Consider the following 20,511-nt stretch of genomic DNA (forward strand, 5'->3'; position numbering starts at 1 on the left):
TCATCCCATGCGCTCCTCCGTGATTGCTTCTGCCGTCGTCGCCGCCATTGTCGGGTTTGGCGGCACGCTCGCACTGATCATCGCGGCGGCACAGGCGCTTGGCGCGACACAGGCGCAGACGGCAAGTTGGGTGACGGCGCTTTGTCTTGCCATGTTTATCTCGACGGGTTTTCTCAGCTGGCGTTACAAGATGCCGATCATCACGGCATGGTCGACGCCGGGACTGGCCCTGATCGGGGCCAGCACGGGCTTTACCATGCAGCAGGGTGTCGGCGCCTTCATCGTCACAGCCATCGCCATCATCATCACGGGACTGGTCAAGCCGGTTTCCGGCCTTGTTTCCAAAATTCCGGCATCGATTGCCTCCGGCATGCTGGCTGGCGTCCTGTTCGCCTTCCTCATCGGCGCTGCACGAACGATCCCCGTCGATCCGATCTTCGTCCTGCCTTTGGTGCTTCTCTTCTTCGTCATCCGCCTGTTCAATCCGGCCATGGCAGTCCTCGCCGTGCTGTTCGGCGGCATTCTCTTCGCCTTCCTCAGCGGCCGTGTTGCCAGCGTACCGGATATCAGCCTCTCGACACTCACCCTCATCATGCCGGTCTTCGACACACGGGCGATCATCGGCATTGCCCTGCCGCTTTATCTCGTCACCATGGCGTCGCAGAATCTGCCCGGTTTTGCCGTGCTTCGTGCCGCCGGTTACGAGCCGCCGACGTCGGCGGCATTGCAGGTAACAGGGCTCCTTTCATTGCTGACGGCACCCTTCGGCGCACATACGAGCAACATGGCCGCCATCTCAGCGGCAATCTGCACCGGGCCGGATGCCCATCCGGATCCGGCGCAGCGCTGGCTGACCGGCCCGTTCTACGCGCTGTCCTACCTGATACTGGCCATCTTCGGCGCTTCGCTGGTGGCGCTGTTTGCCGTCCTGCCGGCACCCCTGATCGCGCTGGTCGCCGGTCTCGCCCTGATCGGCGCCTTTGCCAATGCGCTGACGATCGCGTTGAAGAATGAGACCGAGCGGCTAGCCGCCGTCGTCACCTTTGCCGTGACCGCATCGGGCATTTCCATTGCCGGAATCGGCGCTGCCTTCTGGGCGCTGGTGGCAGGCCTGCTTGTCGTTGCCTTCGATCACGCAAAGAAACATATCTGATTCCAAACCCTTACCGCATTCGAGCCCGACATTTCTTGAAAAGCCGCAATCCGTCTCCCATGTCGTAAACAATCGACCAATACTGCGCCGTGCGCCCTGCAGGGCGCACAAAGGACGCAGTATAACTTTTGGATTGGCACATGATCCTTATCCAAAAACCATTCCGGTTTTTGGGGTCATGTGCGGGTCGGGCTTTCGTGAGAAGGAAGGGCTTTTATGAACAATGCTGCTTTGATCCGGCCGGGCTGGACCCCAGCAACCATCGCCCTGATGGTTATTGGTTTCATGCTGTTCTGGCCGCTTGGTTTCGCCATGCTCGCTTACATCCTTTGGGGTAACCGGCTGGATGGTTTCAAGCGCGACGTCAGCCGCGCTACCGATGGCTTCTGCGGCGCATTCCGTCGCGGCAAGGGTCCGTCCTTCGGACGCGGTTCGTTCGGCACAGGCAATGTCGCCTTCGACGAATGGCGCGAAAAGGAACTGGAGCGCCTGGCCGAGGAACGCCGCAAGCTCGAAGAGATGCGCGCCGCGTTCGAGGACTACGCGCATGAACTGCGCCGTGCCAAGGACCGGGAAGAGTTTGACCGCTTCATGGCTGAACGCAATGCCGCGGCAAAGAAGCCGTCTTCGGGCGCCAACGACGCCGAAGAGGAATAACACCATCCTGCGGACGGTTCCCTCCAGTCCTGTCCGCATTTCTCCAGCGAAGCGGCGCCGGAGCGATCCGGCGCCGCCTCTGTTTTGTCTCACGGCTTTCACCCGAATCAATTAAAGTCCCGCCCATGATCCTTTCGCTGTTCCGAAGCCCGCCGAAAAAATCCGCGACGCTGAAAGCCGAGCGGAGCTACGAGGTTGCGGGCCGTGTCCTGCCGTTGCGCGTGATGGAAAACCCGCGCGCAACGCGTCTTACCCTGCGCATCGATGCAGGCGGCAAGGGTTTGCGGATCACCGTGCCGCCGGGGATGCCGGCGCGCGAAGTCGACAAATTCCTGGCGCGTCACGAGGGCTGGATCGAGACCCGCATTGCCAAGATGCCGGACCAGCCCAAAGTGCGGCCGGGGGTCAAGATTCCGATCCGCGGCGTCCCGCATCTCATCGTGCATGAACCGGACAAGCGTGGAACTGTAAGACAGGAGAACGGCGCGGAGGGTCCGCGATTGATCGTCCATGGCGACCGGCCGCATCTGGCGCGCCGGGTCGGTGACTTCCTCAAACGGGAAGCACGGCACGATCTGGACATGCTGGTGGCGCGGCACACCGCAACGGTCGGACGACGGGCCAAGATTATCCGCCTCAAGGATACCAAAAGCCGCTGGGGCTCCTGCACCTCGGACGGCACCCTCTCCTTTTCCTGGCGCATCATGATGGCGCCGCCACCGATCATCGACTATCTCGTGGCGCATGAAGTTGCCCATCTGAAAGAGATGAACCACGGACCAAAATTCTGGAAGCTTTGCGGCGAGCTCTGCCCGGATACGGAACGCTGCAAGGCCTGGTTGAAGCGCAACGGCAGCGCCCTTCAGGCGATTGATTTCAGCTGATGCCGGAACCAGTCACGCCTGCCATAGAAGCGGCCGCCCGAATCCTCTGGAATTTCCATCTCGTCTATGACCCGCTGGGCCCGGCCGACCTGATCATCGGCCTCGGCAGCTACGACCTGCGCGTGGCCGACCGCTGCGCCGATCTGTGGCATCAGGGGCTGGCCACCAAAATCCTGTTCACCGGCAAGGCCGGCAACTGGACCAACCATCTCTACACAACGAGCGAGGCGGAAGCATTTGCCGCGCGCGCCATTGGCGCTGGCGTCCCGGCCGACGCGATTCTGATTGAACCGAACGCGACCAATATCGGCGAGAATATCCGGTTTGCGCGGGAAATGGCTGGTGATACGGTCAAGCGCGTCATCATCGTCACCAAACCGCAGACGCAGCGCCGGGCCTTCGCGACGGTGCGCGCGCAATGGCCGGAGATAAACGCCGCGGTGACGGCACCATTGCACGGCTTTCAGGATCAACCGATCACGACCTATCCGCTCGACCGACTGATCCATGAGATGGTTGGCGACGTCAAGCGCATCGTCGACTATCCGGTCAAAGGCTTTCAGATTGCGCAATCGGTCCCTCCGGCTGTCGCAGATGCGTTCGATTTCCTTGTCAAAGCGGGCTATGACCACCACCTTTAGTATCGAAGGATAAACCGCGCAAAATCCTCGACTCTTGCGCGTTTTCGTGGCACTGGCACCGGTTATGAGCCTTGATATCAAAATATGCGGATTAAAGACCGACGAAGCCGTTGCGGCAGCGCTGGATGAAGGCGCGTCGCATATCGGTTTTATCTTTTTCCCCAAAAGCCCGCGCAACGTCGATGCGCAGACCGCTGGCCGCCTGCGCCGCGCCGCAGTCGGTCGGGCGAAGGCCGTTGCCGTCACCGTAAATGCAGACGACGCAACGCTTGATGCGATTGTTGCCGAGATGCAGCCCGACATGCTGCAGCTGCATGGCGACGAAAGTCCGGCCCGTGTCAGCGCCGTGAAGCAGCGCTACGGATTGCCTGTCATCAAGGCCCTGGCGCTGCGCGAACGCCGCGATCTTGACGCGATTGCCCCCTATATCGGCATTGCCGACGGCTTTCTCTTCGATGCCAAACCACCCAAGGGATCGGACCTTCCGGGAGGAAATGGCGTGTCTTTCGACTGGCAAATCCTCGGCGGCCTTGACGCCCCGGTCAATTACATGCTTTCCGGGGGCCTCAACGCCGGTAATATTGCCGAGGCGCTGGAAGCGACGAATGCGCGCGGCATCGATATTTCGTCCGGCGTCGAGTCCGCACCGGGTGTAAAAGATGTTAGCCTGATCAGAGAATTTTTCCGGGTTGCGCGCGCCGCCAAAAGCGCTGATGTGGCCTGAACAAACGGAGCGGAACGGTGGACAAGGCGGTAGAACCCAATTCATTCAAGACAGGCCCCGACGAAGAGGGCATGTTCGGTATTTTCGGCGGGCGTTTCGTTGCTGAAACCCTGATGCCGCTGATCCTTGAATTGCAGCAGGCCTATGACGACGCCAAGAATGATCCGGCCTTCAAGGCCGAGCTGCGTGAATTGTCCACCAATTACGCCGGGCGCCCGTCAAAACTCTATTATGCCGAAGGTTTGACCAGGCATGTCCGCCAGCTGGCGAAAGACAAGGGTCTTGATGGCGGCGCGAAAATCTACTTCAAGCGCGAAGACCTCAACCATACCGGCAGCCACAAGATCAACAATTGCCTTGGCCAGATCCTGCTGGCAAAGCGCATGGGCAAGACCCGCATCATCGCGGAAACCGGTGCCGGCCAGCACGGCGTTGCCTCAGCGACGGTCTCGGCCCGGTTCGGCCTGCCCTGTGTCGTCTATATGGGCGCAACCGACGTCGAACGGCAGGCACCCAATGTTTTCCGCATGAAGCTGCTGGGCGCTGAAGTGAAGCCCGTCGCCTCCGGCCACGGCACGTTGAAGGATGCGATGAACGAGGCGCTGCGCGACTGGGTCTCGAATGTCGATGACACCTACTACCTCATCGGCACCGCTGCAGGCCCGCATCCCTATCCGGAACTGGTGCGCGATTTCCAGTCGGTGATCGGCGAGGAAGCACGCGCGCAGATCCTCGAGCGTGAGGGCCGCCTGCCCGATACGATCATTGCGGCCGTCGGCGGCGGTTCCAACGCCATCGGCCTGTTCCACCCCTTCCTTGACGACAAGAGCGTCGAAATCATCGGCGTTGAAGCCGGCGGCCGCGGCCTCGACGGCGAGGAGCATTGCGCCTCCATGAGTGCCGGCAGCCCGGGCGTGCTGCACGGCAACCGCACCTATCTGCTGCAGAACAAGGACGGCCAGATTCTCGATGGCCACTCGGTTTCCGCCGGTCTCGATTATCCGGGCGTCGGGCCGGAGCATTCCTGGCTGCGCGATACCGGCCGGGTTTCGTATGTACCGATCCTCGATGACGAGGCTCTCGATGCGTTCCAGCTGACGACACGCGTCGAAGGCATCATTCCCGCGCTTGAATCGGCCCACGCCATTGCCCAGGCGGTGAAAATCGCACCGGAAATGGCACAGGACAAGATCATGATCGTCAACCTGTCGGGTCGCGGCGACAAGGATGTGCATACGGTCGGCAAACTCATGGGCATGGAGATTTAAGCATGGCGACCCGTATCGACAGAAAATTTGCCGCGTTGAAGGCGGAGGGGCGTCCGGCGCTGGTGACCTATTTCATGGGCGGCGATCCGGATTATGAGACCTCGCTGAAGATCATGAAGGCACTGCCCGGTTCCGGTTCGGATATCATCGAGCTCGGCGTTCCCTTTTCCGATCCGATGGCCGACGGCCCGGCAATTCAGACAGCTGGCCTGCGTGCCCTGAAAAAGGGCATGTCGCTGACAAAGACGCTCGCACTCGCTGCAAGCTTCCGCGAGAGCGACAACACCACGCCCATCGTGCTGATGGGGTATTACAATCCGATTTATATCTATGGTGTCGACCGCTTCCTCAGGGATGCGGTGGCCTCCGGTATCGACGGCTTGATCATCGTCGACCTGCCGCCGGAAATGGATGCGGAACTGTGCATTCCCGCCATCAAGGCCGGTATCAACTTCATCCGGCTGGCCACACCGACGACGGATGAGAAGCGTCTTCCCAAGGTGCTGCAGAACACATCCGGCTTTGTCTACTACGTCTCGATGAACGGCATCACCGGTTCTGCCCTGCCCGATACGAGCAGGGTGGCGGATGCGGTCAAGCGCATCAAGCAGCATACGGACCTACCGGTTGTAGTCGGGTTCGGCGTCAAGACCGCAGAGCAGGCCAAGGTGATCGGCACCGCGGCGGATGGCGTTGTCGTCGGCACCGCAATCGTCAATGCCGTTGCCAATACAATCCGTCCGGATGGCTCGCTTGTGGCCGATCCGGCCGAAGCCGTCGCCACGATGGTGCAGGGACTTTCCAGCGGCGTGCGCGCCGTGCGCCTTGCAGCGGCGGAATAGAAGCCCTAAATCACAATACCGACGAGAGAACAGGACCGATCATGAACTGGATCACAAATTACGTCCGGCCGAAGATCAATTCGATGCTTGGTCGCCGCGAAATGCCCGAAAACCTCTGGATCAAGGATCCGGTTTCGGGTGAGATGGTCTTCCATACGGATCTGGAAAAGAACCAGTGGGTCGTGCCGTCGTCCGGCCACCACATGCGCATTCGTGCCAAGGACCGCCTTCGCTACTTTTTCGATGATGGCGCCTACGAATTGCTGGAACAGCCGAAAGTAGTCACCGATCCGCTGAAGTTCCGCGACGAAAAGCGCTATATCGACCGCCTGAAGGAACATCGCGCCAAGTCCGGCGTCGAAGACACGATCATCAACGCGCTGGGTACCATCGAAGGCCTGCCGATTGTGGCAACGGTTCAGGATTTCAGCTTCATCGGCGGATCGCTGGGCATGGCGGCAGGCGAAGCCATCATCAAGGCGTTTGAAACGGCAATCGCCCAGAAGCGGCCGCTCGTTCTGTTCGCTGCCTCCGGCGGCGCCCGCATGCAGGAAGGCATTCTTTCGCTGATGCAGCTGCCGCGCACCACCGTTGCGGTGGAAATGCTGAAGGAAGCGGGCCTGCCCTATATCGTGGTCCTCACCAACCCGACCACGGGCGGCGTCACCGCCTCCTACGCCATGCTAGGCGACATCCATATTGCCGAGCCGGGCGCGCTGATCGGCTTTGCCGGACAACGTGTCATCGAGCAGACCATTCGGGAAAAGCTGCCGGAAGGCTTCCAGACCGCCGAATACCTGAAAGCCCATGGCATGGTCGACATGGTCGTGCCGCGCACCGAACTCAAAGCCACCATTGCGCGTCTGTTGAAGATGCTCATGGGCGAAAAGGCCACCGAGGTTCCCGTTGCCAAACCGAATGGCGCGGCGCTGCCGGCAACGATTGAAGCCGAAGCTTGATTCAATTGATGGTTCTGGAGGCCTTTGCCGTTGGCTTTGTCTGTGTCGTCGAAGGCTGAGGCGATTATCGAGCGTTTGCTCGGGCTTCACCCGAAGGGTTTTGACCTGTCGCTGGGGCGCGTCACGCGTCTTCTCCATGCCTTGGGCAATCCGCACCTGAAAATGCCTCCCGTCATCCACGTGGCGGGCACCAACGGCAAGGGGTCATGCGTTGCTTTCTCCAGGGCGCTTTTGGAAGCTGCCGGTTATACGGTGCACGTGCACACCTCGCCGCATCTCGTTCACTGGTATGAACGCTACAGACTGGGTGCACCGGGCGGCGGCAAGCTGGTCGACGATGAAACCTTTGCCGACGCCCTCACCCGAGTCGAGGAAGCCAATGCCGGTCAGGCCATCACCGTTTTCGAGATACTGACCGCCGTCACCTTCGTCCTGTTTTCCGAACATCCGGCCGATGCCGTGATCCTCGAGGTCGGGCTTGGCGGACGTTTCGACGCCACGAACGTCATTCCGGAACCTGCGGTCAGCGTCATCATGCCGATCTCGCTCGATCACCAGCCCTATCTCGGCGACCGGGTCGAACTGATCGCGGCGGAGAAAGCCGGGATCATCAAGCCGGGCTGTCCCGTTGTCATCGGTGCGCAGGAAGAAGAAGCGGCACGCATGGTGCTGATCGAAACGGCCGAGCGGCGGGATTGCCCCTTTGCCGTCTACGGCCAGGATTTTCTTGCCTTCGAAGAACGCGGCCGGATGATCTATCAGGACAATACGGGCCTCCTCGACCTGCCCTTGCCGGCCTTGCTCGGCCGGCATCAATTGTCCAATGCCGCAGCCGCCATCCAGGCGGTGAAGACGGCGGGTTTCACGCTGCCGGATTATGCCATCGAAACGGCCATGACAACCGTCGAATGGCCCGCCCGCATGCAGCGCCTGATCAAGGGCAAGCTGGTCGAGCTGGCAGTACCCGGTTCGGAAATATGGCTCGATGGCGGCCACAACCCCGGTGCAGGCCTGGTGATCGCCGAGGCGATCGCATCGCTGGAAGACCGCAGCCCGCGGCCGCTTTTCCTGATCACCGGGATGATCAACACGAAAGACCCCATCGGCTATTTCGAAGCCTTCACCGGCATGGCGCGGCATGTCTATACGGTGCCGATCCGCTCCAGCGATTCCGGTATTCCGCATGAACAGCTGGCGATTGCCGCCGGCGATGCCGGCCTTTCCGCCGAGCCGGTGCACTCCGTCGAGAATGCGCTGAAAATATTGCGGGACAGCTGGGACAAGTCCGAGCCCGCACCTCGCATTCTCATCGGCGGCTCGCTGTATCTCGCCGGCGACGTTCTGGCCGAAAACGGCACCCCGCCGCAATAAAAAACCCGGCACGAATGCCGGGTTTGATGAATGTCTATGACTTCGGCTTATGCGGCTGAATTACGGATCCAGTCGCTGAGCTTGCTCTTGGGAGCAGCGCCAACCAGATTGGCAGCCAGTTCGCCATCCTTGAACATCAGCAATGTCGGAATGGAACGTACGCCGAACTGGGCTGCAAGTTCCGGATTCTCGTCGATGTTGACTTTGGCAATCGTGACCTTGCCAGCCATTTCCGAAGCGATTTCTTCAAGGGCAGGGGCGATCATCTTGCAGGGGCCGCACCACTCGGCCCAGAAATCAACAACAACAGGCTGACCTGCCTGAAGTACATCGGACTGGAAATTGCTGGTGTCGATCTTGACGGTAGCCATCGGCTTTTCCTTATCGGTTATTGAATGTTGCCCATCATGTGGTGAGTCTACCCACCCGCGTCAAGCTCGGTCATCTCACGATGCGGTGAGACGGGCAAGGGCGGCCTGCATCTCATTCACCGGAATATCGATGAGATGGGGCCCTTCGGTGAACAGCAGGGCAGCCTCCACGCTCTTTCCAGGATAAAGCGGCTCCAGCAATTGCCGGTAGAGTGCCAGCTGCGCCACATAGGCGTCGGGCACCTCTTTCAGGTTGCGTGGCGCCGGGCGGTTGGTCTTGTAGTCGACGATCAGCACCCGGTTTTCGTTCACCGCGAGCCGGTCAATGACGCCGGATACGGCATGATCCTTGCCGCGCAGATGCAATGTGCCCATGACTGCGATTTCCGCGAGGGAACCGGGCGCGAAGACCGGCGCGAAGCGCTGATCGTCCATGACGGCGAATGCCGATTGCAGGGCGCTTTCGATTTCTTCCGGCTTCCAGTCAAAGGCAGCGCGGGAGAGATACCGTTCGGCGGCAGCGTGGCGGTGAGCGGCGGGCAGATTGGGCAATGTCTGCAACAGTGCATGGATGACTGTACCGCGCCGGATCGCAAAGGTGGGATCGGTGCCCTCCGCGCCGAGAACCGGCGAGCCGGTGACCAGCGGCTCTTCCGCCTCGGGCTCGATCAGAAGAGACACGCCGGACGGCGCCAGCGGGCGCGGCAGCCCGGCCTCCCTTGACATCGGCACACGATACCGGGACGGGAAAGGCATAACCGATGCCGCCGGCACCAATTCCGGCTCCTGCACCGGACCACCGGTCTGCGCAGTCTCGCGGTAACGTTTTGCGACGACACCTTCAACCGGATGATCGAACGGTTCGCTTACATCCGTCAGCGCAGCATCGACAAGACCGTGCCAGGTATCCGGAGACTGGCGGGCACCACGATAGCCGCAAACGATCAGACGATCTTCCGCGCGGGTCATTCCGACATAGAGGAGACGACGGTATTCCTCTTCTGACCGTACCTTCAGGCTGTCGACGATGGCGCCGGTAAAGGCGGTAGCATAGGATTTGGACGGCACGAAAAGGAAGCCCTTTCCCTGCCATCCCTCTTCTTCCCTCATTGGAAACGACAGAAGATTGGGCGTTCGCCCGCCTGACGAGGCCGAACTGCCGGAATCAACCAGGAATACCACCGCAGCTTCAAGCCCCTTGGCCGCATGCACGGTCATGATGCGCACTTCATCACGGCTCTGGTCGAGTTCGCGCTTGATCTCGGGGGTGGCCGCTTCCAGTGTTTCAAGAAAGGCCTGCAGTCCGGGAAGACCGGTCTTTTCCGTGGCGATGGCATAGTTCTGGAATTCGTCGATGACGTCGCCAGCCTCGTGCCCAAGCCGCGCCAGAAGCTCACGCCGTGCACCACCACTGCCAAGAATATCCGCGTAGAATTCGAACACCGGCACCGTATCGGCACGGTTGCGCCACTCCTGCAGGCGCTTGGCGACGACCGCCAGCGCAGGATCGCTCTTGGCCCGGATCGTCAGGCGCTGATGCAGGGTTTCGTTTTCCGCCCGCCCGTGCGCCAGATGGAAAAGCTGGTCATCGCCCCATTTGAAGATCGGGCTCTTGAGCAGTGCCGCCAGCGACAGGTCATCGGAGGGCAAGAGCATGAAACGGCCAAGCGCCATCAAATCCTTGACGGCGATATGGTCCGTCAGTTTGAGCCGGTCGGCACCGGCCACCGGCACATGGCGCTTCTTCAACTCACGCGACAGGGCGGGCATGAACTGATCGCGCTTGCGCACCAGAACCATAATATCGCGCGCCTGCAGACACCGGTTCTTGCCTTCGATGATTTCGCCGTTTTTCAACCAGAGATCGATGGTCCGGGCGATCTGTTCGGCAAGGCGAACCGGCGGGGCGGGGAGACTGTCGACCGGCGTGCGCCAATCCTCCTCCTGTTCCGTGGTTTCGGGTGTCAGCATATCCCAGATCTGCACTTCACCGGGATCGCCGGACCGGATCGCCGTGTGGACAGTCGCCCCGTGATCGGCACCAAAGCCGCGATTGGCTTCAGGCCGCTTGAACACTGCATCCACTGCGGACAGTACGTCGGGTACGGAGCGGAAGGAGAAGTTCAGATTGACCCTGGAGAAACTCAGTTCGGCATTTTCGGCGTTTTTCTGGGTTGCCTTGCCATGGCGGGCGAAATCTTCCGGGATGGCGCCCTGGAAGGAATAGATGGACTGCTTTTCGTCACCCACGGCGAACAGGGTACGCCGGACCGTGCGCGCGGTACTGCCGGAAAAAAACTCCTCGCTGAGCAGGCGGATGACCCGCCACTGGTTGGGGCTGGTATCCTGCGCCTCATCGACCAGAATGTGATCAATGCCCTTGTCGAGCTTGTACTGCACCCACGGCCCGGCATCCTGCCGCGCCAGCAGTGCCACCGTGCGCACGATCAGATCATCGAAGTCGAGCAGGCCCCGCGCCCTTTTCATCTGCTGGTAACGGCCGATCAGATCGTCGATCAGCACCAGTGCCGACAGGGTCAGCCGGATCTGCCGCAGCTGCTTCAGGCGGTCCAGGCCGCTGAAAACCCTGTCCGCTGCCCGGTCATAGCGTTCGATGAAATCGGGAATGCGGTCGGTCACGCCTTTCGACGCGACATAGCTGCCGCTCTTGGGATCGCCTGTCGCTTTGAGAAAGGCGGCGCGCAGCACCTCTTCACGCTGATCGATTTGATCATTCACCCTGGCAAACCGCAGCAGGAGCGCAAACTCCTGGGCTCGCGAAGCGCCCTTCGGCACCGCCATGATATCGTCCAGCGCACCCTGCGGGAATTCCGGAACCGGCCAGAGGGTGGACAGGATATCGTCCTCCGTCTCCTCGCCGGTAAAGCCAAACTGGGCAAAGAAGAGGGGACGCCGCAGCGCATCATGACCCACGTCACGAATGAACTGGGTCAGGTCATGGCGCTTGTTGACGGCTTCATCGAGCAGTTCCTGCAACCCGAATTCGCCGGCCGCGTCCAGGACATCGTTGAAGGCAGCCGCAAGTTCGACATTGCCGTCAAGCCGCGCTTTCTGCAGCAGCTGGCGGCGTGCTTCCCCCACCAGCGCCACCTGCATCATGTCATCCATCAGTTCGAAATGACCGGCGATGTTCGCTTCCAATGGAAACTGATGCAAAATGGCCTCGCAGAAGGCGTGGATCGTCTGGATCTTCAGCCCCCCCGGCGTTTCCAATGCCCGGGCAAACAGGCGGCGCGCCTGCGCCAGCCGCGCGGGTCCGGGACGCTTGCCGTCGATTTTCTCGATCGTTTGCGCCAGTGCCTCCTCATCCATGGTTGCCCAATCGGAAAGCCGGGCAAAGACACGGTTCTGCATGACGGCTGCTGCGGCCTTGGTATAGGTCAGACATAGTATTTTCGACGGATCGGTGCCGTCGAGCAGAAGGCGGATGACGCGCTCGGTCAGAACGTGTGTCTTGCCTGACCCGGCATTGGCGGACACCCAGACTGAATCCACCGGATTGGCGGCACTGTTCTGGTCGGCAATGGTTTCCCTGGGGATGTTGAGCGGCTTTTTCATTCCCCGCCCTCCCCGCCATCGTCAGCGCCACCCGCCGACCATTCCAGTACCCGCGCGAGATGATCATAATCCCCCGTCAGATCGCTTTCCTTGAACGGCAGGGCGCGCGACAGATAACCCTTTTGCGGATCGTGATAGGCAACAAGCAGTTCATTCAAGCGGAGCCACGCAAGCACACCGAGCTCAGGCGCAGTCTTTTCGCTCTTGCTGGCCGCTGTTCCCACCTTGAGGATCGATTCAGGATCCACCCGGCCGTTTGGCCGCAAGCGTATATAGAGCAGATCCGAGGCCTGACGCGCACCGACTTCGTGAAAGGCGCCGCGGGCGAGAAGCGCCGCTTCCAGCGCCAGCTGCGGCGAGAGCAGCACATGGGCCTGCTTGCGCGAGGGGGTGGAACCGGTCTTGTAATCGATGATTTCAACGGTTCCGTCCCGCATCAGATCAACACGGTCGGCACGGCCGGAAAGCGTGACGCCCGACGCCTCGACCGGGATTTTCTTCGAGGCGATTTCCGGATGGCGCTCGGCCAGCAGCGCCGCCCGTTCGCGCTCCCATTGCAGGAACTCGGGCACAAGGTTCAGGAAACGCGGCCACCACACCGCATCGATTTCCTCCGGCAAGGCGATGTCATCGAAATAGCGCCGGCCAATCTCCGAAAGCCGGGCAGCCGCATCGGCACGAACCGGATCGATACCCTGTTCGGTGAAATGCGCCAGAATGTTGTGAAACAGCGAGCCGCGCTCCGCCGCATCGGGATCGCGGATCAGCGGCTCGATGGGACGCAGGCGCAGGATGCGACGGGCGAAGATCGCGTAGGGATCGCGCCGCAGGGTTTCGATTTCCGTGACGGAAAAATGCTTTGGCCGCGCCTCGAGCGGCGGCTTCGGCTCCGGCCGTTTGACAAAGTCCTCATCCGGCGCATCGTCGATATCCCGGGCCCAATGCAGATATTGCGCACCGCGTGCGCGCAATTCATCACCTGCCTTCTTGCCAAGCACCGTTTCCAACCGCTGCAACCAGCGCGATGCAACGGTTGGCGCATTGGCCGAGCGCTGCGCCCGGCTGAGAATGACCCGCTCCATGCCGAGCGCCATCTGGAAATCATGCGCCGCAAGGCCGGTGCGCCGTTCCGGCGGTTCCAGGTTGATGACGGCTTTCATCGGCCGGGACATGAAGGGATCATTGCGGGTTTTGCCCGGCCAGGACCCCTCATTCAGCCCGCCGATGATGACGGTATCGACGGTCTGCAGGCGCGCTTCCAGTGCACCCCAGATGAACAGGCGCGGATGGGCACCGGCCTTGGGTTTCACCACCTCCCCCGCCATCAGGGCTTCGATCATTGCCGGCCATTCAACCGGCTTGAAATCGAGACCGGAATCGGCGGAGACGAGATTGCGCAGAAAGGCGGCGAACTGTTCTCCGGCAGCGCCGGTATAAAGCCCCGATATATCACCCCTGTCATCGCGGACCAGATTTTCGAGGCTGGCAATTGTCGCCCGGACGATATCCGATATTTCCACGGATTCGCCGACCTGCGTGAAGGCACTGAGCTCAAGCATGCATTGCCCGAGCGCCGCGCAGACGATCCGCGCGGCCTCAATGCGCTGCGCGGAGATCTGGCGCAGCCAGGCAGGCTCGAAGGGTGACGCACTGCCTTCGGCAAGACGCCGCTCAAAGAATTCAGCCAGTCCTGCCAGAGTCGCGCGTCCGGTGCCGCCGCGCAGGGCAATGAGTTCAATGGTTTCCGCCGCCTGCCGGACGGCGTTGCGGTCCATGGCGAGCCGCGTCAACGGATGCTTGAGCAAGGCCAACAGCACGACAGGGTCACCCGGATTGAACACCGTTTCCAGTGTGAGGCGCAACAGCGTTGCCGGCTGCGTCTCGCGCAGGGCGTGACCGCCGGAATCATCGGCGGCAATGTTGAAACGCGCAAGTTCACTGGCCACACGCCGGGCGAGATCCCGATCCGCCGTAATGAGCGCCGCCGTCTTATCGGGTGTTTCAATGGCATCGCGCAGGGCGATCGCCACTGCCAGTGCTTCCTCGCGTTCGTTGGCCGCCTCGATCAGGGCGACGGGCGCGACCGCCGCGGAAAACGCGTTGCTTTCCCGGTTGATAGCACTCCACGCCTCGCTTGTTTCGGCAGGGCGCATGGCTTCCGCCAGCAGATGCTCGCGTGCCCGCTTCTGCGGGCTGACCGTGCCAAGACGGACAACGTCCTGGCGCAGGACGCCAAGCTCGGCCAGAAGCTTCCTCAGGCCGAATTGCGGATGACCAAAGATGGACGGATTATCCTGCGTGTTGGCCAGCACCTGCCAGCTGATCTCATCCATGTCGCGATCAAGCCCCGGCAGGACCACCGCACCTTGCGGCAGGGCGGCGATTGCGCTGAGAAGATGTGCTGTGGCCGGGATCGAGCCGGTGGAACCCGCGGCGATAACAGGGCCATCGGGTGGGTTGCGCAGAAGCCGCTCTGCTTCAAGTTCGATCAGCTGATTGCGGTGGGCGGCGGGATTGGACCGGTGCCGCTCATTGAGAATATCCGGCCAGAGACTGGTGACGATGTTGAGGAAATCCAATGTCACCTGCCACCACTCCGGCAGTTCCTCCGAAATGATGTTCGACAGCGTGCTCCAGCCGCTTGCCTCTGTCTCCACCTGATCCATGAGCCCGGCCAGATCACGCGCCAGCCAGATGGCATCCGCCGTGGTCGCCGGAATGGCAATGTCCTCATTGCCGAACAGGGCACGGACATGCTGCGGCAGACGCTCCCGCCACGGCCGCACGAGCCGTGCAAGCAGAAGCAGCCGTTCCGTCGAACTGACCGGCGGCAGCAGATCGAAAAACGCGTCCGACCCCATATCGAACATCGCTGCATCTTCATCCACGTCACCGAGCGGCCGGATGACGGGAAGGATCGCGGATTTCACCGGACTCTTTTCAACAAGCAGCGAGCGCAGGGTCCGCGCCGCGCGGCGGGTCGGCACATAAATCGTCGCCCCGGCAAGCGCCAGCGGATCGGCGGGATTGGCCGGAAAACCGGGAATGAGATTGCCGGACAGAATCGCGTCGACCAGAGCGGGAAGAAAGGGGTCGCCGGGCGCTATCGAGAAAATGCGTGGACTGTGGCGCTCAACCATGGGTCTCCTGCCCGAGGCCGGCAATCACGGCTTCCGCCTCTCCGATCGCCTCGGGCGTGCCGACGGTCAGCCAACGGCCCTGCATCGGCATCCCGAAGAGACGCCCGGCACTGATGGCTTCATCGAAATAGCGATTGAGCGACGCGCGCGCCACCGGCTTTCCTTCAAAGAGACGCGGATGCGTGATCGCAGCCCCGGCATAAATATAGGGCGATGCGTCACCTTCGCGGAAGCGCTGCAGCCTTCCCTGGGCATCCACGGTGAAATCGCCGCGGCCTTCATAGCCGGTCGCCTGATCCATGCGTGCCACCATCACAAGAATGTCCATCTTCGAAGCATCCCATGCTTCGGCGAGACGGACAAGATTGGGACGAGGCCCGTCGATCCAGAATGTATCGGCGTTGAGAATGTAAAAGGCGCCCTGACCGATCAGGGGCAGGGCCTTGACGATGCCGCCAGCCGAATCGAGCAGTTCAGTCCGCTCGTCCGATATGGCGATTGCCGGCGAGCGCCGCGATCCGAGATGCTGTTCCATCTGGTCGGCGAGATAGTGAACATTGACCACCGCGCGGGCAACACCTGCCGCATTGAGAGCATCAAGTCCCCAATCGATCAATGATTTGCCGGCTACCTTTACCAGCGGTTTTGGCATCGTATCGGTAATGGGACGCAAGCGCTTTCCGAGGCCCGCAGCCAGAAGCATCGCCGTATCGGGTATGGTCATTCACTGCAACTCCAGGGAAAGAAGGTCCATCTTTTCGCACCATTCACGGACAGGCGTCAGCGACGGATGGCCGAGAGCGCCGGCCAGATAAGCCTGAATGCGCGGAAGGTGCTTGAGATAATAGGGTTTGCCGTCCCGTTCATCCAGCCGCACGAAGATTCCCAGAATCTTGGCATTGCGTTGCGCCGCCATGATGGAAAAGGCCTCCAGAAAGGCGATTTCATTGAAAGAACTGTCGCGGGACCGCCGTTCCTCGATATAAGCGGCCAGCAGGTATTGCTGAAGTTCAGGCTCGACCGTTACGCGCGCATCGAGCACCAGAGACGCCACGTCATAGGCGGATGGGCCAATCATCGCATCTTGAAAATCGAGAAGCCCGACGCGGTCGATGCCGCTGGCCTCGCTGCGCCAGAGAATGTTGGGGGAATGGAAATCGCGCTGAACGAGACTTTCCTCCGAAGAACGAAGCCGACTAAACACCTGATCCCAAGCGCCAACGTAGGCCGCCTTCTGTTCCGGCGCCAGCCGGAAGCCCGCCATCCGCGGAACATACCAATCGGACAGAAGCTCCACTTCGATCATCATGGCGTCGCGGTCGAAATCATGGATATGATGGGTATAGCCTTTGGCAATCTCGACGTCGCGCGCCCAGGTGCGCTCATGCATGCGCGCCAGCAGCCGCACGGACGCCTCGTACCGTTCGACGATGGGGGCGCCATCCGCATCGAGTATGCCTTCATTTCCAAGATTCTCGAGCAACAGGAAGCCGTTGTCGAGATCGTCGGACATGATCTGCGGAACATAGAAGCCATTGGACCGCAAGAGATGGTTGACCGCAACGAACGCCGTCACCGACTGGGAAAGATGGGCGATCTGCATATAGGTCCTGCCATCGCGCAGGATCGGTCCGCCGGGATTATAGGGCGAGTTCATGAGGATCAGCGGACGCTCGCAGCCGGTATCGATGGTCTCGTAGCCGCGTGCAGAGGCATCGCCAAGCAGATAGCGGCGGTCTGCGTCGGCATATCCCGCGCGGCCAAGGAATGTGCGTATGGCGAGCGAGCGCTGCAGCCTTGCAAGGGCGGCGTCTTCCCCCTCAATCTCGACCGTGCGGCCATTGCCATCATGGAGCAGATTGATGCGGATCGCCGGCTTGGCCAGCACCTCATCGGCCCGCTCCGGCCATTCCACCAGAACTGCGCCGTCCTCCAGTGCTTCGTCCAGCCCAAGCTCGTCGATTTCTTCGCTGGAAGACAGTCGGTACAAATCCACGTGACTGATCGGCAAACGCAGTTCCGGATAGGATTGCACGATCGTGAAGGTGGGGCTTGGAACCTCATAGGCACTGTCATTGGCAATGGTGCGGATCAGCCCGCGGGCCAGCGTCGATTTTCCGGCCCCCAGATCGCCGGACAGCGTGACAAGATCACCCTTGACCAGCGCCAGCCCGATGTCCTGACCAAGCCGTTCCGTGTCTTCTGCCGTTGCAAGCTGGAGTGTCAGGGACGTCATGGGCGCCTTATTCAGCAGCGATGCTGAAGGTGCGTGCTTCCAGCGGGAACCGGCAGGTCACCAGCGTACCCCTGCCCGCGGCACTGCTGATATCGACCTTGCCGCCATGCAGCTCCACAAAGCCTTTGACGATGGAAAGGCCAAGACCGGCACCGCGCTTGCGGCCACCGTTCGGATAGGGCTGGAACCGCTTGAAAATACTGTCGAGCACATAGTCCGGCATGCCAGGTCCGTTGTCCTGAACGCTGAAAACCATCTCATTCTGTTCCCGCCCGCAGGTCAGTGTAATCGTGCTGCCTTCGGGGGCGTAATTGGCGGCATTGCTGAGAAGATTGGCAAGCACCTGCTTGACACGGCTGGCATCGGCACGGAAAGAACCCGCGCCGGATGCAATGCGGGTGTCGAGCAGGATGTTATGCTCCTTGAGGCGTTCGGCTACTTTTTCAGAGGCAGTGGCGACGGCATCGGCGACGGAGACGTCACTGATGTCCAGCTCCATGATACCGGCATCGACCGTGGCAAGATCGAGAATATCGTTGACGATGGTCAGCAGGACCGAGGACGATGTGCCGATATGGTCAAGATAATCGCGCTGACGCTCGTTGAGCGGGCCGGTCATCGGCGTCTGCAAAAGCTCGGTAAAGCCCATGATGTTGGTCAGTGGCGAACGCAGCTCGTAGGAGACATGCTGGACGAAATCGTTCTTCAGTTCATCCGTGCGCTCCAGCGCCTCGTTCTTTTCCTTCAGCGCCCGTTCGACCCGCACGGAATCCGTCACGTCAACGAAGGTCAACATGGTCTGGCCGCTCGGCAGCGGCGCTGAGGCAAAATAGAGGATTTTTCCGGTCGTCAGCTCGACATGACCTGACAGGGACTCCCGTTTGTCGTCAAAGCCTGTGACGGTCGTCACAAAGCTTTCCCATTGGGTCGCATCGGAAACCGGCTCGCACAGGCGGCGGATCGCCGAGATATGCATGCCTTCGGCGACCTGTTCGGCTTTCAGTGACCAGAGCGATGCAAAGGCGGGATTGGACAGGCGAATCTTGCCATCGGAACCGAACACCGCCACACCTTCGGCCAGATGGTCCAGCGTCTGCCCCTGTACCTTGATCAGCGTGTTGTAGCGGCTTTCCAGCTGCAGCTTTTCCGTCAGGTTCTCGAAAACCCAGGTGACGCCGCCCTTGGGCTGCGGATTGACGATGACGCGCAAGGTGCGGCCGTCGGTCAGATGCCACAAATGCTCCTGCGATTCGACCGAATGATAGGCCGAAAGCATGGAATCCTTCCAGCGGCGCCAATCCGGCTGTTCCGGCAATGTGCCGTCGCTGCGGAAGCGGTCGAGCAGCATGGCATTGTCGGGCCGGCTTTCCAGCAGCGAGGTTTCCAGCCCCCACAGCTTGGCAAATGCCTGGTTGAAGAATTGCAGCTTTCTGTTCGCATCGAACATGGCGACTGCCGAATTCAACTGGTCCAGTGTGTCCGAGTGATTGAGGACGGTGCGCTTGAATTCCTCGCGCACCAGTTCAATGTCGCTGACATCATTGGCCAGACCGGCGGAACCGGCGCTGCTCGCGACATCCGTGACCCGGAACACGTGACGATCGCCGCCGACCACCGTCGACAGTTCATCATGGAAAGGCCGGCTTGCCGCCTTCTCGCGCTCGATACGCTCGCGTGCCTGCACCCCGAACAATTCGCGTGTCTCAGCCACGGCAACATGGACGTCACTGACATCGACCGCCTTGGCATAGGCCATGTTGACCCAATTGAGCTTGCCGCTCCTGTCGCGGCTCCAGGCCGGCATTTCCAGTTGTTCCAGCAGTCCTCGCAATGTGGTCAGGGTTTCGTTGAGCTGATAGTTTTCCGTCTTCAGCAGCGCCTGGGTGGCGCGCGCCTCGCCCAAGCTGATGAAACGAACAATGGCATAGCCGCCGGACGTGCGGCCCTGGACCTCCAGTGGCGTTCCCTTCGACGTCTCGACAACGATATCGAAGGCGCGCGCCTTGCCGCGCAGGGCCTCGACAGAGCGATCGAGCAACGTTGCGGAATCAATGCGCAACCAGCGGCCAAAAGCCAGAAACAGCGAGCGGTCTTCGGGAACACCGATTTCCTGCGGCAGGCTGCCGACGAGATTGGGCGCCGTGGAGTTGCCTTCCCACACAACCACCCGTTGATCCTTCAGATTGAGCAGCGCTTCGCCGCGCTGAACCGCGACATTGAGATCGGCGACCTTGTCGCGCAACTGGCGATTCTCGCTGGCAATGCGGCTGCGCTCGCGGATCAGCCAGCCCGCCGACAACAGGGCCGCGCCCATCGCGCCGAGGAACATGGCAAACTGGATGACTTCGAACGTGCCGAATGCAACCCCGAATGGGGTGTTGATCTTGCCAAGCGGATCATCGGCATGGGCGGCGGAAGACATGGCGCCAAGGATAGAAACAGTCGAGCCGGCTCCCGCCAGCACAGTCCGCAGTTTCTTCAGCACCCGCTTTCCGCGTGTTGCCTCTTTCCCGCGAACATCCCCATCACCAATCTTCATATCAACCGTCGTCGCCCCATCCTGACAGATATCTCATGTTCCAACCCATCTGATTGATCCAACCATTTGGCCCATCTGGAAGAAAGCTATCCCGAATCACTACAATAAACCCTTGACGAATCGACGGGAAGAACTCCGCGCAAAAAA

At 60.9% G+C, this 20,511-nt stretch carries 15 protein-coding genes; 9 read left to right on the plus strand and 6 right to left on the minus strand.

Going from position 1 to position 20,511, the window contains the following annotated elements; genetic code table 11:
- The first annotated feature begins 7 nt into the window (after nucleotides 1-7).
- The 9 genes from AC1Q5O_RS12335 (at nucleotide 8) to AC1Q5O_RS12375 (ending at nucleotide 8,499) form a co-directional block, all read left to right on the plus strand.
- Nucleotides 8-1,153, plus strand: a complete 1,146-nt coding sequence (locus tag AC1Q5O_RS12335) for a benzoate/H(+) symporter BenE family transporter (RefSeq protein ID WP_492563352.1) — start codon at nucleotides 8-10, stop codon at nucleotides 1,151-1,153.
- Between the two features lie 216 nt (nucleotides 1,154-1,369).
- A complete protein-coding gene (locus AC1Q5O_RS12340) occupies nucleotides 1,370-1,810 on the plus strand; it encodes a DUF2852 domain-containing protein (RefSeq protein ID WP_464661988.1) in 441 nt (146 codons plus the stop codon).
- A 125-nt stretch (nucleotides 1,811-1,935) separates the two neighbouring features.
- Nucleotides 1,936-2,694, plus strand: coding sequence for a M48 family metallopeptidase (locus tag AC1Q5O_RS12345; RefSeq protein WP_492563355.1), 759 nt, complete (start codon nucleotides 1,936-1,938; stop codon nucleotides 2,692-2,694).
- Complete coding sequence (locus AC1Q5O_RS12350; protein ID WP_492563357.1) at nucleotides 2,694-3,335, plus strand: YdcF family protein; 642 nt, start codon at nucleotides 2,694-2,696, stop codon at nucleotides 3,333-3,335. Before AC1Q5O_RS12345 ends, AC1Q5O_RS12350 begins: the two co-directional genes overlap by 1 nt.
- 64 nt (nucleotides 3,336-3,399) lie before the next feature.
- On the plus strand, nucleotides 3,400-4,059 hold the full coding sequence (locus tag AC1Q5O_RS12355; protein ID WP_492563359.1) for a phosphoribosylanthranilate isomerase: 660 nt from the start codon (nucleotides 3,400-3,402) through the stop codon (nucleotides 4,057-4,059).
- 17 nt (nucleotides 4,060-4,076) lie between these two features.
- A complete protein-coding gene (gene trpB / locus AC1Q5O_RS12360; RefSeq protein ID WP_346306565.1) occupies nucleotides 4,077-5,327 on the plus strand; it encodes a tryptophan synthase subunit beta in 1,251 nt (416 codons plus the stop codon).
- Between the two features lie 2 nt (nucleotides 5,328-5,329).
- Nucleotides 5,330-6,169: a tryptophan synthase subunit alpha gene (trpA, locus tag AC1Q5O_RS12365; RefSeq protein ID WP_492563361.1), complete on the plus strand. Its 840-nt coding sequence runs from the start codon at nucleotides 5,330-5,332 to the stop codon at nucleotides 6,167-6,169.
- A 41-nt stretch (nucleotides 6,170-6,210) separates the two neighbouring features.
- On the plus strand, nucleotides 6,211-7,128 hold the full coding sequence (gene accD / locus AC1Q5O_RS12370; RefSeq protein WP_223613979.1) for an acetyl-CoA carboxylase, carboxyltransferase subunit beta: 918 nt from the start codon (nucleotides 6,211-6,213) through the stop codon (nucleotides 7,126-7,128).
- 42 nt (nucleotides 7,129-7,170) lie between these two features.
- Nucleotides 7,171-8,499, plus strand: a complete 1,329-nt coding sequence (locus AC1Q5O_RS12375) for a bifunctional folylpolyglutamate synthase/dihydrofolate synthase (protein ID WP_492563933.1) — start codon at nucleotides 7,171-7,173, stop codon at nucleotides 8,497-8,499.
- Nucleotides 8,500-8,546: 47 nt separating this feature from the next.
- Here the strand turns inward: AC1Q5O_RS12375 and trxA are convergent, their stop codons facing one another.
- The 6 genes from trxA to AC1Q5O_RS12405 all read right to left on the minus strand — a co-directional run bounded on the left by trxA (nucleotide 8,547) and on the right by AC1Q5O_RS12405 (nucleotide 20,364).
- Entirely contained in the window at nucleotides 8,547-8,870 is a 324-nt protein-coding gene (trxA, locus tag AC1Q5O_RS12380; RefSeq protein ID WP_105734109.1) for a thioredoxin, read from the minus strand.
- Nucleotides 8,871-8,945: 75 nt separating this feature from the next.
- Nucleotides 8,946-12,449: a double-strand break repair helicase AddA gene (gene addA / locus AC1Q5O_RS12385; protein WP_492563365.1), complete on the minus strand. Its 3,504-nt coding sequence runs from the start codon at nucleotides 12,447-12,449 to the stop codon at nucleotides 8,946-8,948.
- Entirely contained in the window at nucleotides 12,446-15,589 is a 3,144-nt protein-coding gene (addB, locus tag AC1Q5O_RS12390; RefSeq protein ID WP_492563366.1) for a double-strand break repair protein AddB, read from the minus strand. Before addB ends, addA begins: the two co-directional genes overlap by 4 nt.
- Nucleotides 15,582-16,313, minus strand: a complete 732-nt coding sequence (locus AC1Q5O_RS12395; protein ID WP_492563368.1) for a nucleotidyltransferase family protein — start codon at nucleotides 16,311-16,313, stop codon at nucleotides 15,582-15,584. The genes addB and AC1Q5O_RS12395 overlap by 8 nt, the downstream gene beginning before the upstream one ends.
- Entirely contained in the window at nucleotides 16,314-17,825 is a 1,512-nt protein-coding gene (tsaE, locus tag AC1Q5O_RS12400; RefSeq protein WP_492563370.1) for a tRNA (adenosine(37)-N6)-threonylcarbamoyltransferase complex ATPase subunit type 1 TsaE, read from the minus strand.
- A gap of 7 nt (nucleotides 17,826-17,832) precedes the next feature.
- Complete coding sequence (locus AC1Q5O_RS12405) at nucleotides 17,833-20,364, minus strand: sensor histidine kinase (protein ID WP_492563371.1); 2,532 nt, start codon at nucleotides 20,362-20,364, stop codon at nucleotides 17,833-17,835.
- Nucleotides 20,365-20,511: the final 147 nt, after the last annotated feature.

It is taken from the genome of Phyllobacterium sp. MT110, from assembly GCF_058792715.1.

Bases quoted from the DNA above. Each gene is read 5' to 3' on its own strand.
- AC1Q5O_RS12335 (WP_492563352.1), top strand. From the start codon at position 8: ATGCGCTCCTCCGTGATTGCTTCTGCCGTCGTCGCCGCCATTGTCGGG.
- AC1Q5O_RS12340 (WP_464661988.1), top strand. From the start codon at position 1,370: ATGAACAATGCTGCTTTGATCCGGCCGGGCTGGACCCCAGCAACCATC.
- AC1Q5O_RS12345 (WP_492563355.1), top strand. From the start codon at position 1,936: ATGATCCTTTCGCTGTTCCGAAGCCCGCCGAAAAAATCCGCGACGCTG.
- AC1Q5O_RS12350 (WP_492563357.1), top strand. From the start codon at position 2,694: ATGCCGGAACCAGTCACGCCTGCCATAGAAGCGGCCGCCCGAATCCTC.
- AC1Q5O_RS12355 (WP_492563359.1), top strand. From the start codon at position 3,400: ATGAGCCTTGATATCAAAATATGCGGATTAAAGACCGACGAAGCCGTT.
- trpA (WP_492563361.1), top strand. From the start codon at position 5,330: ATGGCGACCCGTATCGACAGAAAATTTGCCGCGTTGAAGGCGGAGGGG.
- accD (WP_223613979.1), top strand. From the start codon at position 6,211: ATGAACTGGATCACAAATTACGTCCGGCCGAAGATCAATTCGATGCTT.
- trxA (WP_105734109.1), bottom strand. From the start codon at position 8,870: ATGGCTACCGTCAAGATCGACACCAGCAATTTCCAGTCCGATGTACTT.
- addA (WP_492563365.1), bottom strand. From the start codon at position 12,449: ATGAAAAAGCCGCTCAACATCCCCAGGGAAACCATTGCCGACCAGAAC.
- addB (WP_492563366.1), bottom strand. From the start codon at position 15,589: ATGGTTGAGCGCCACAGTCCACGCATTTTCTCGATAGCGCCCGGCGAC.
- AC1Q5O_RS12395 (WP_492563368.1), bottom strand. From the start codon at position 16,313: ATGACCATACCCGATACGGCGATGCTTCTGGCTGCGGGCCTCGGAAAG.
- tsaE (WP_492563370.1), bottom strand. From the start codon at position 17,825: ATGACGTCCCTGACACTCCAGCTTGCAACGGCAGAAGACACGGAACGG.
- AC1Q5O_RS12405 (WP_492563371.1), bottom strand. From the start codon at position 20,364: ATGAAGATTGGTGATGGGGATGTTCGCGGGAAAGAGGCAACACGCGGA.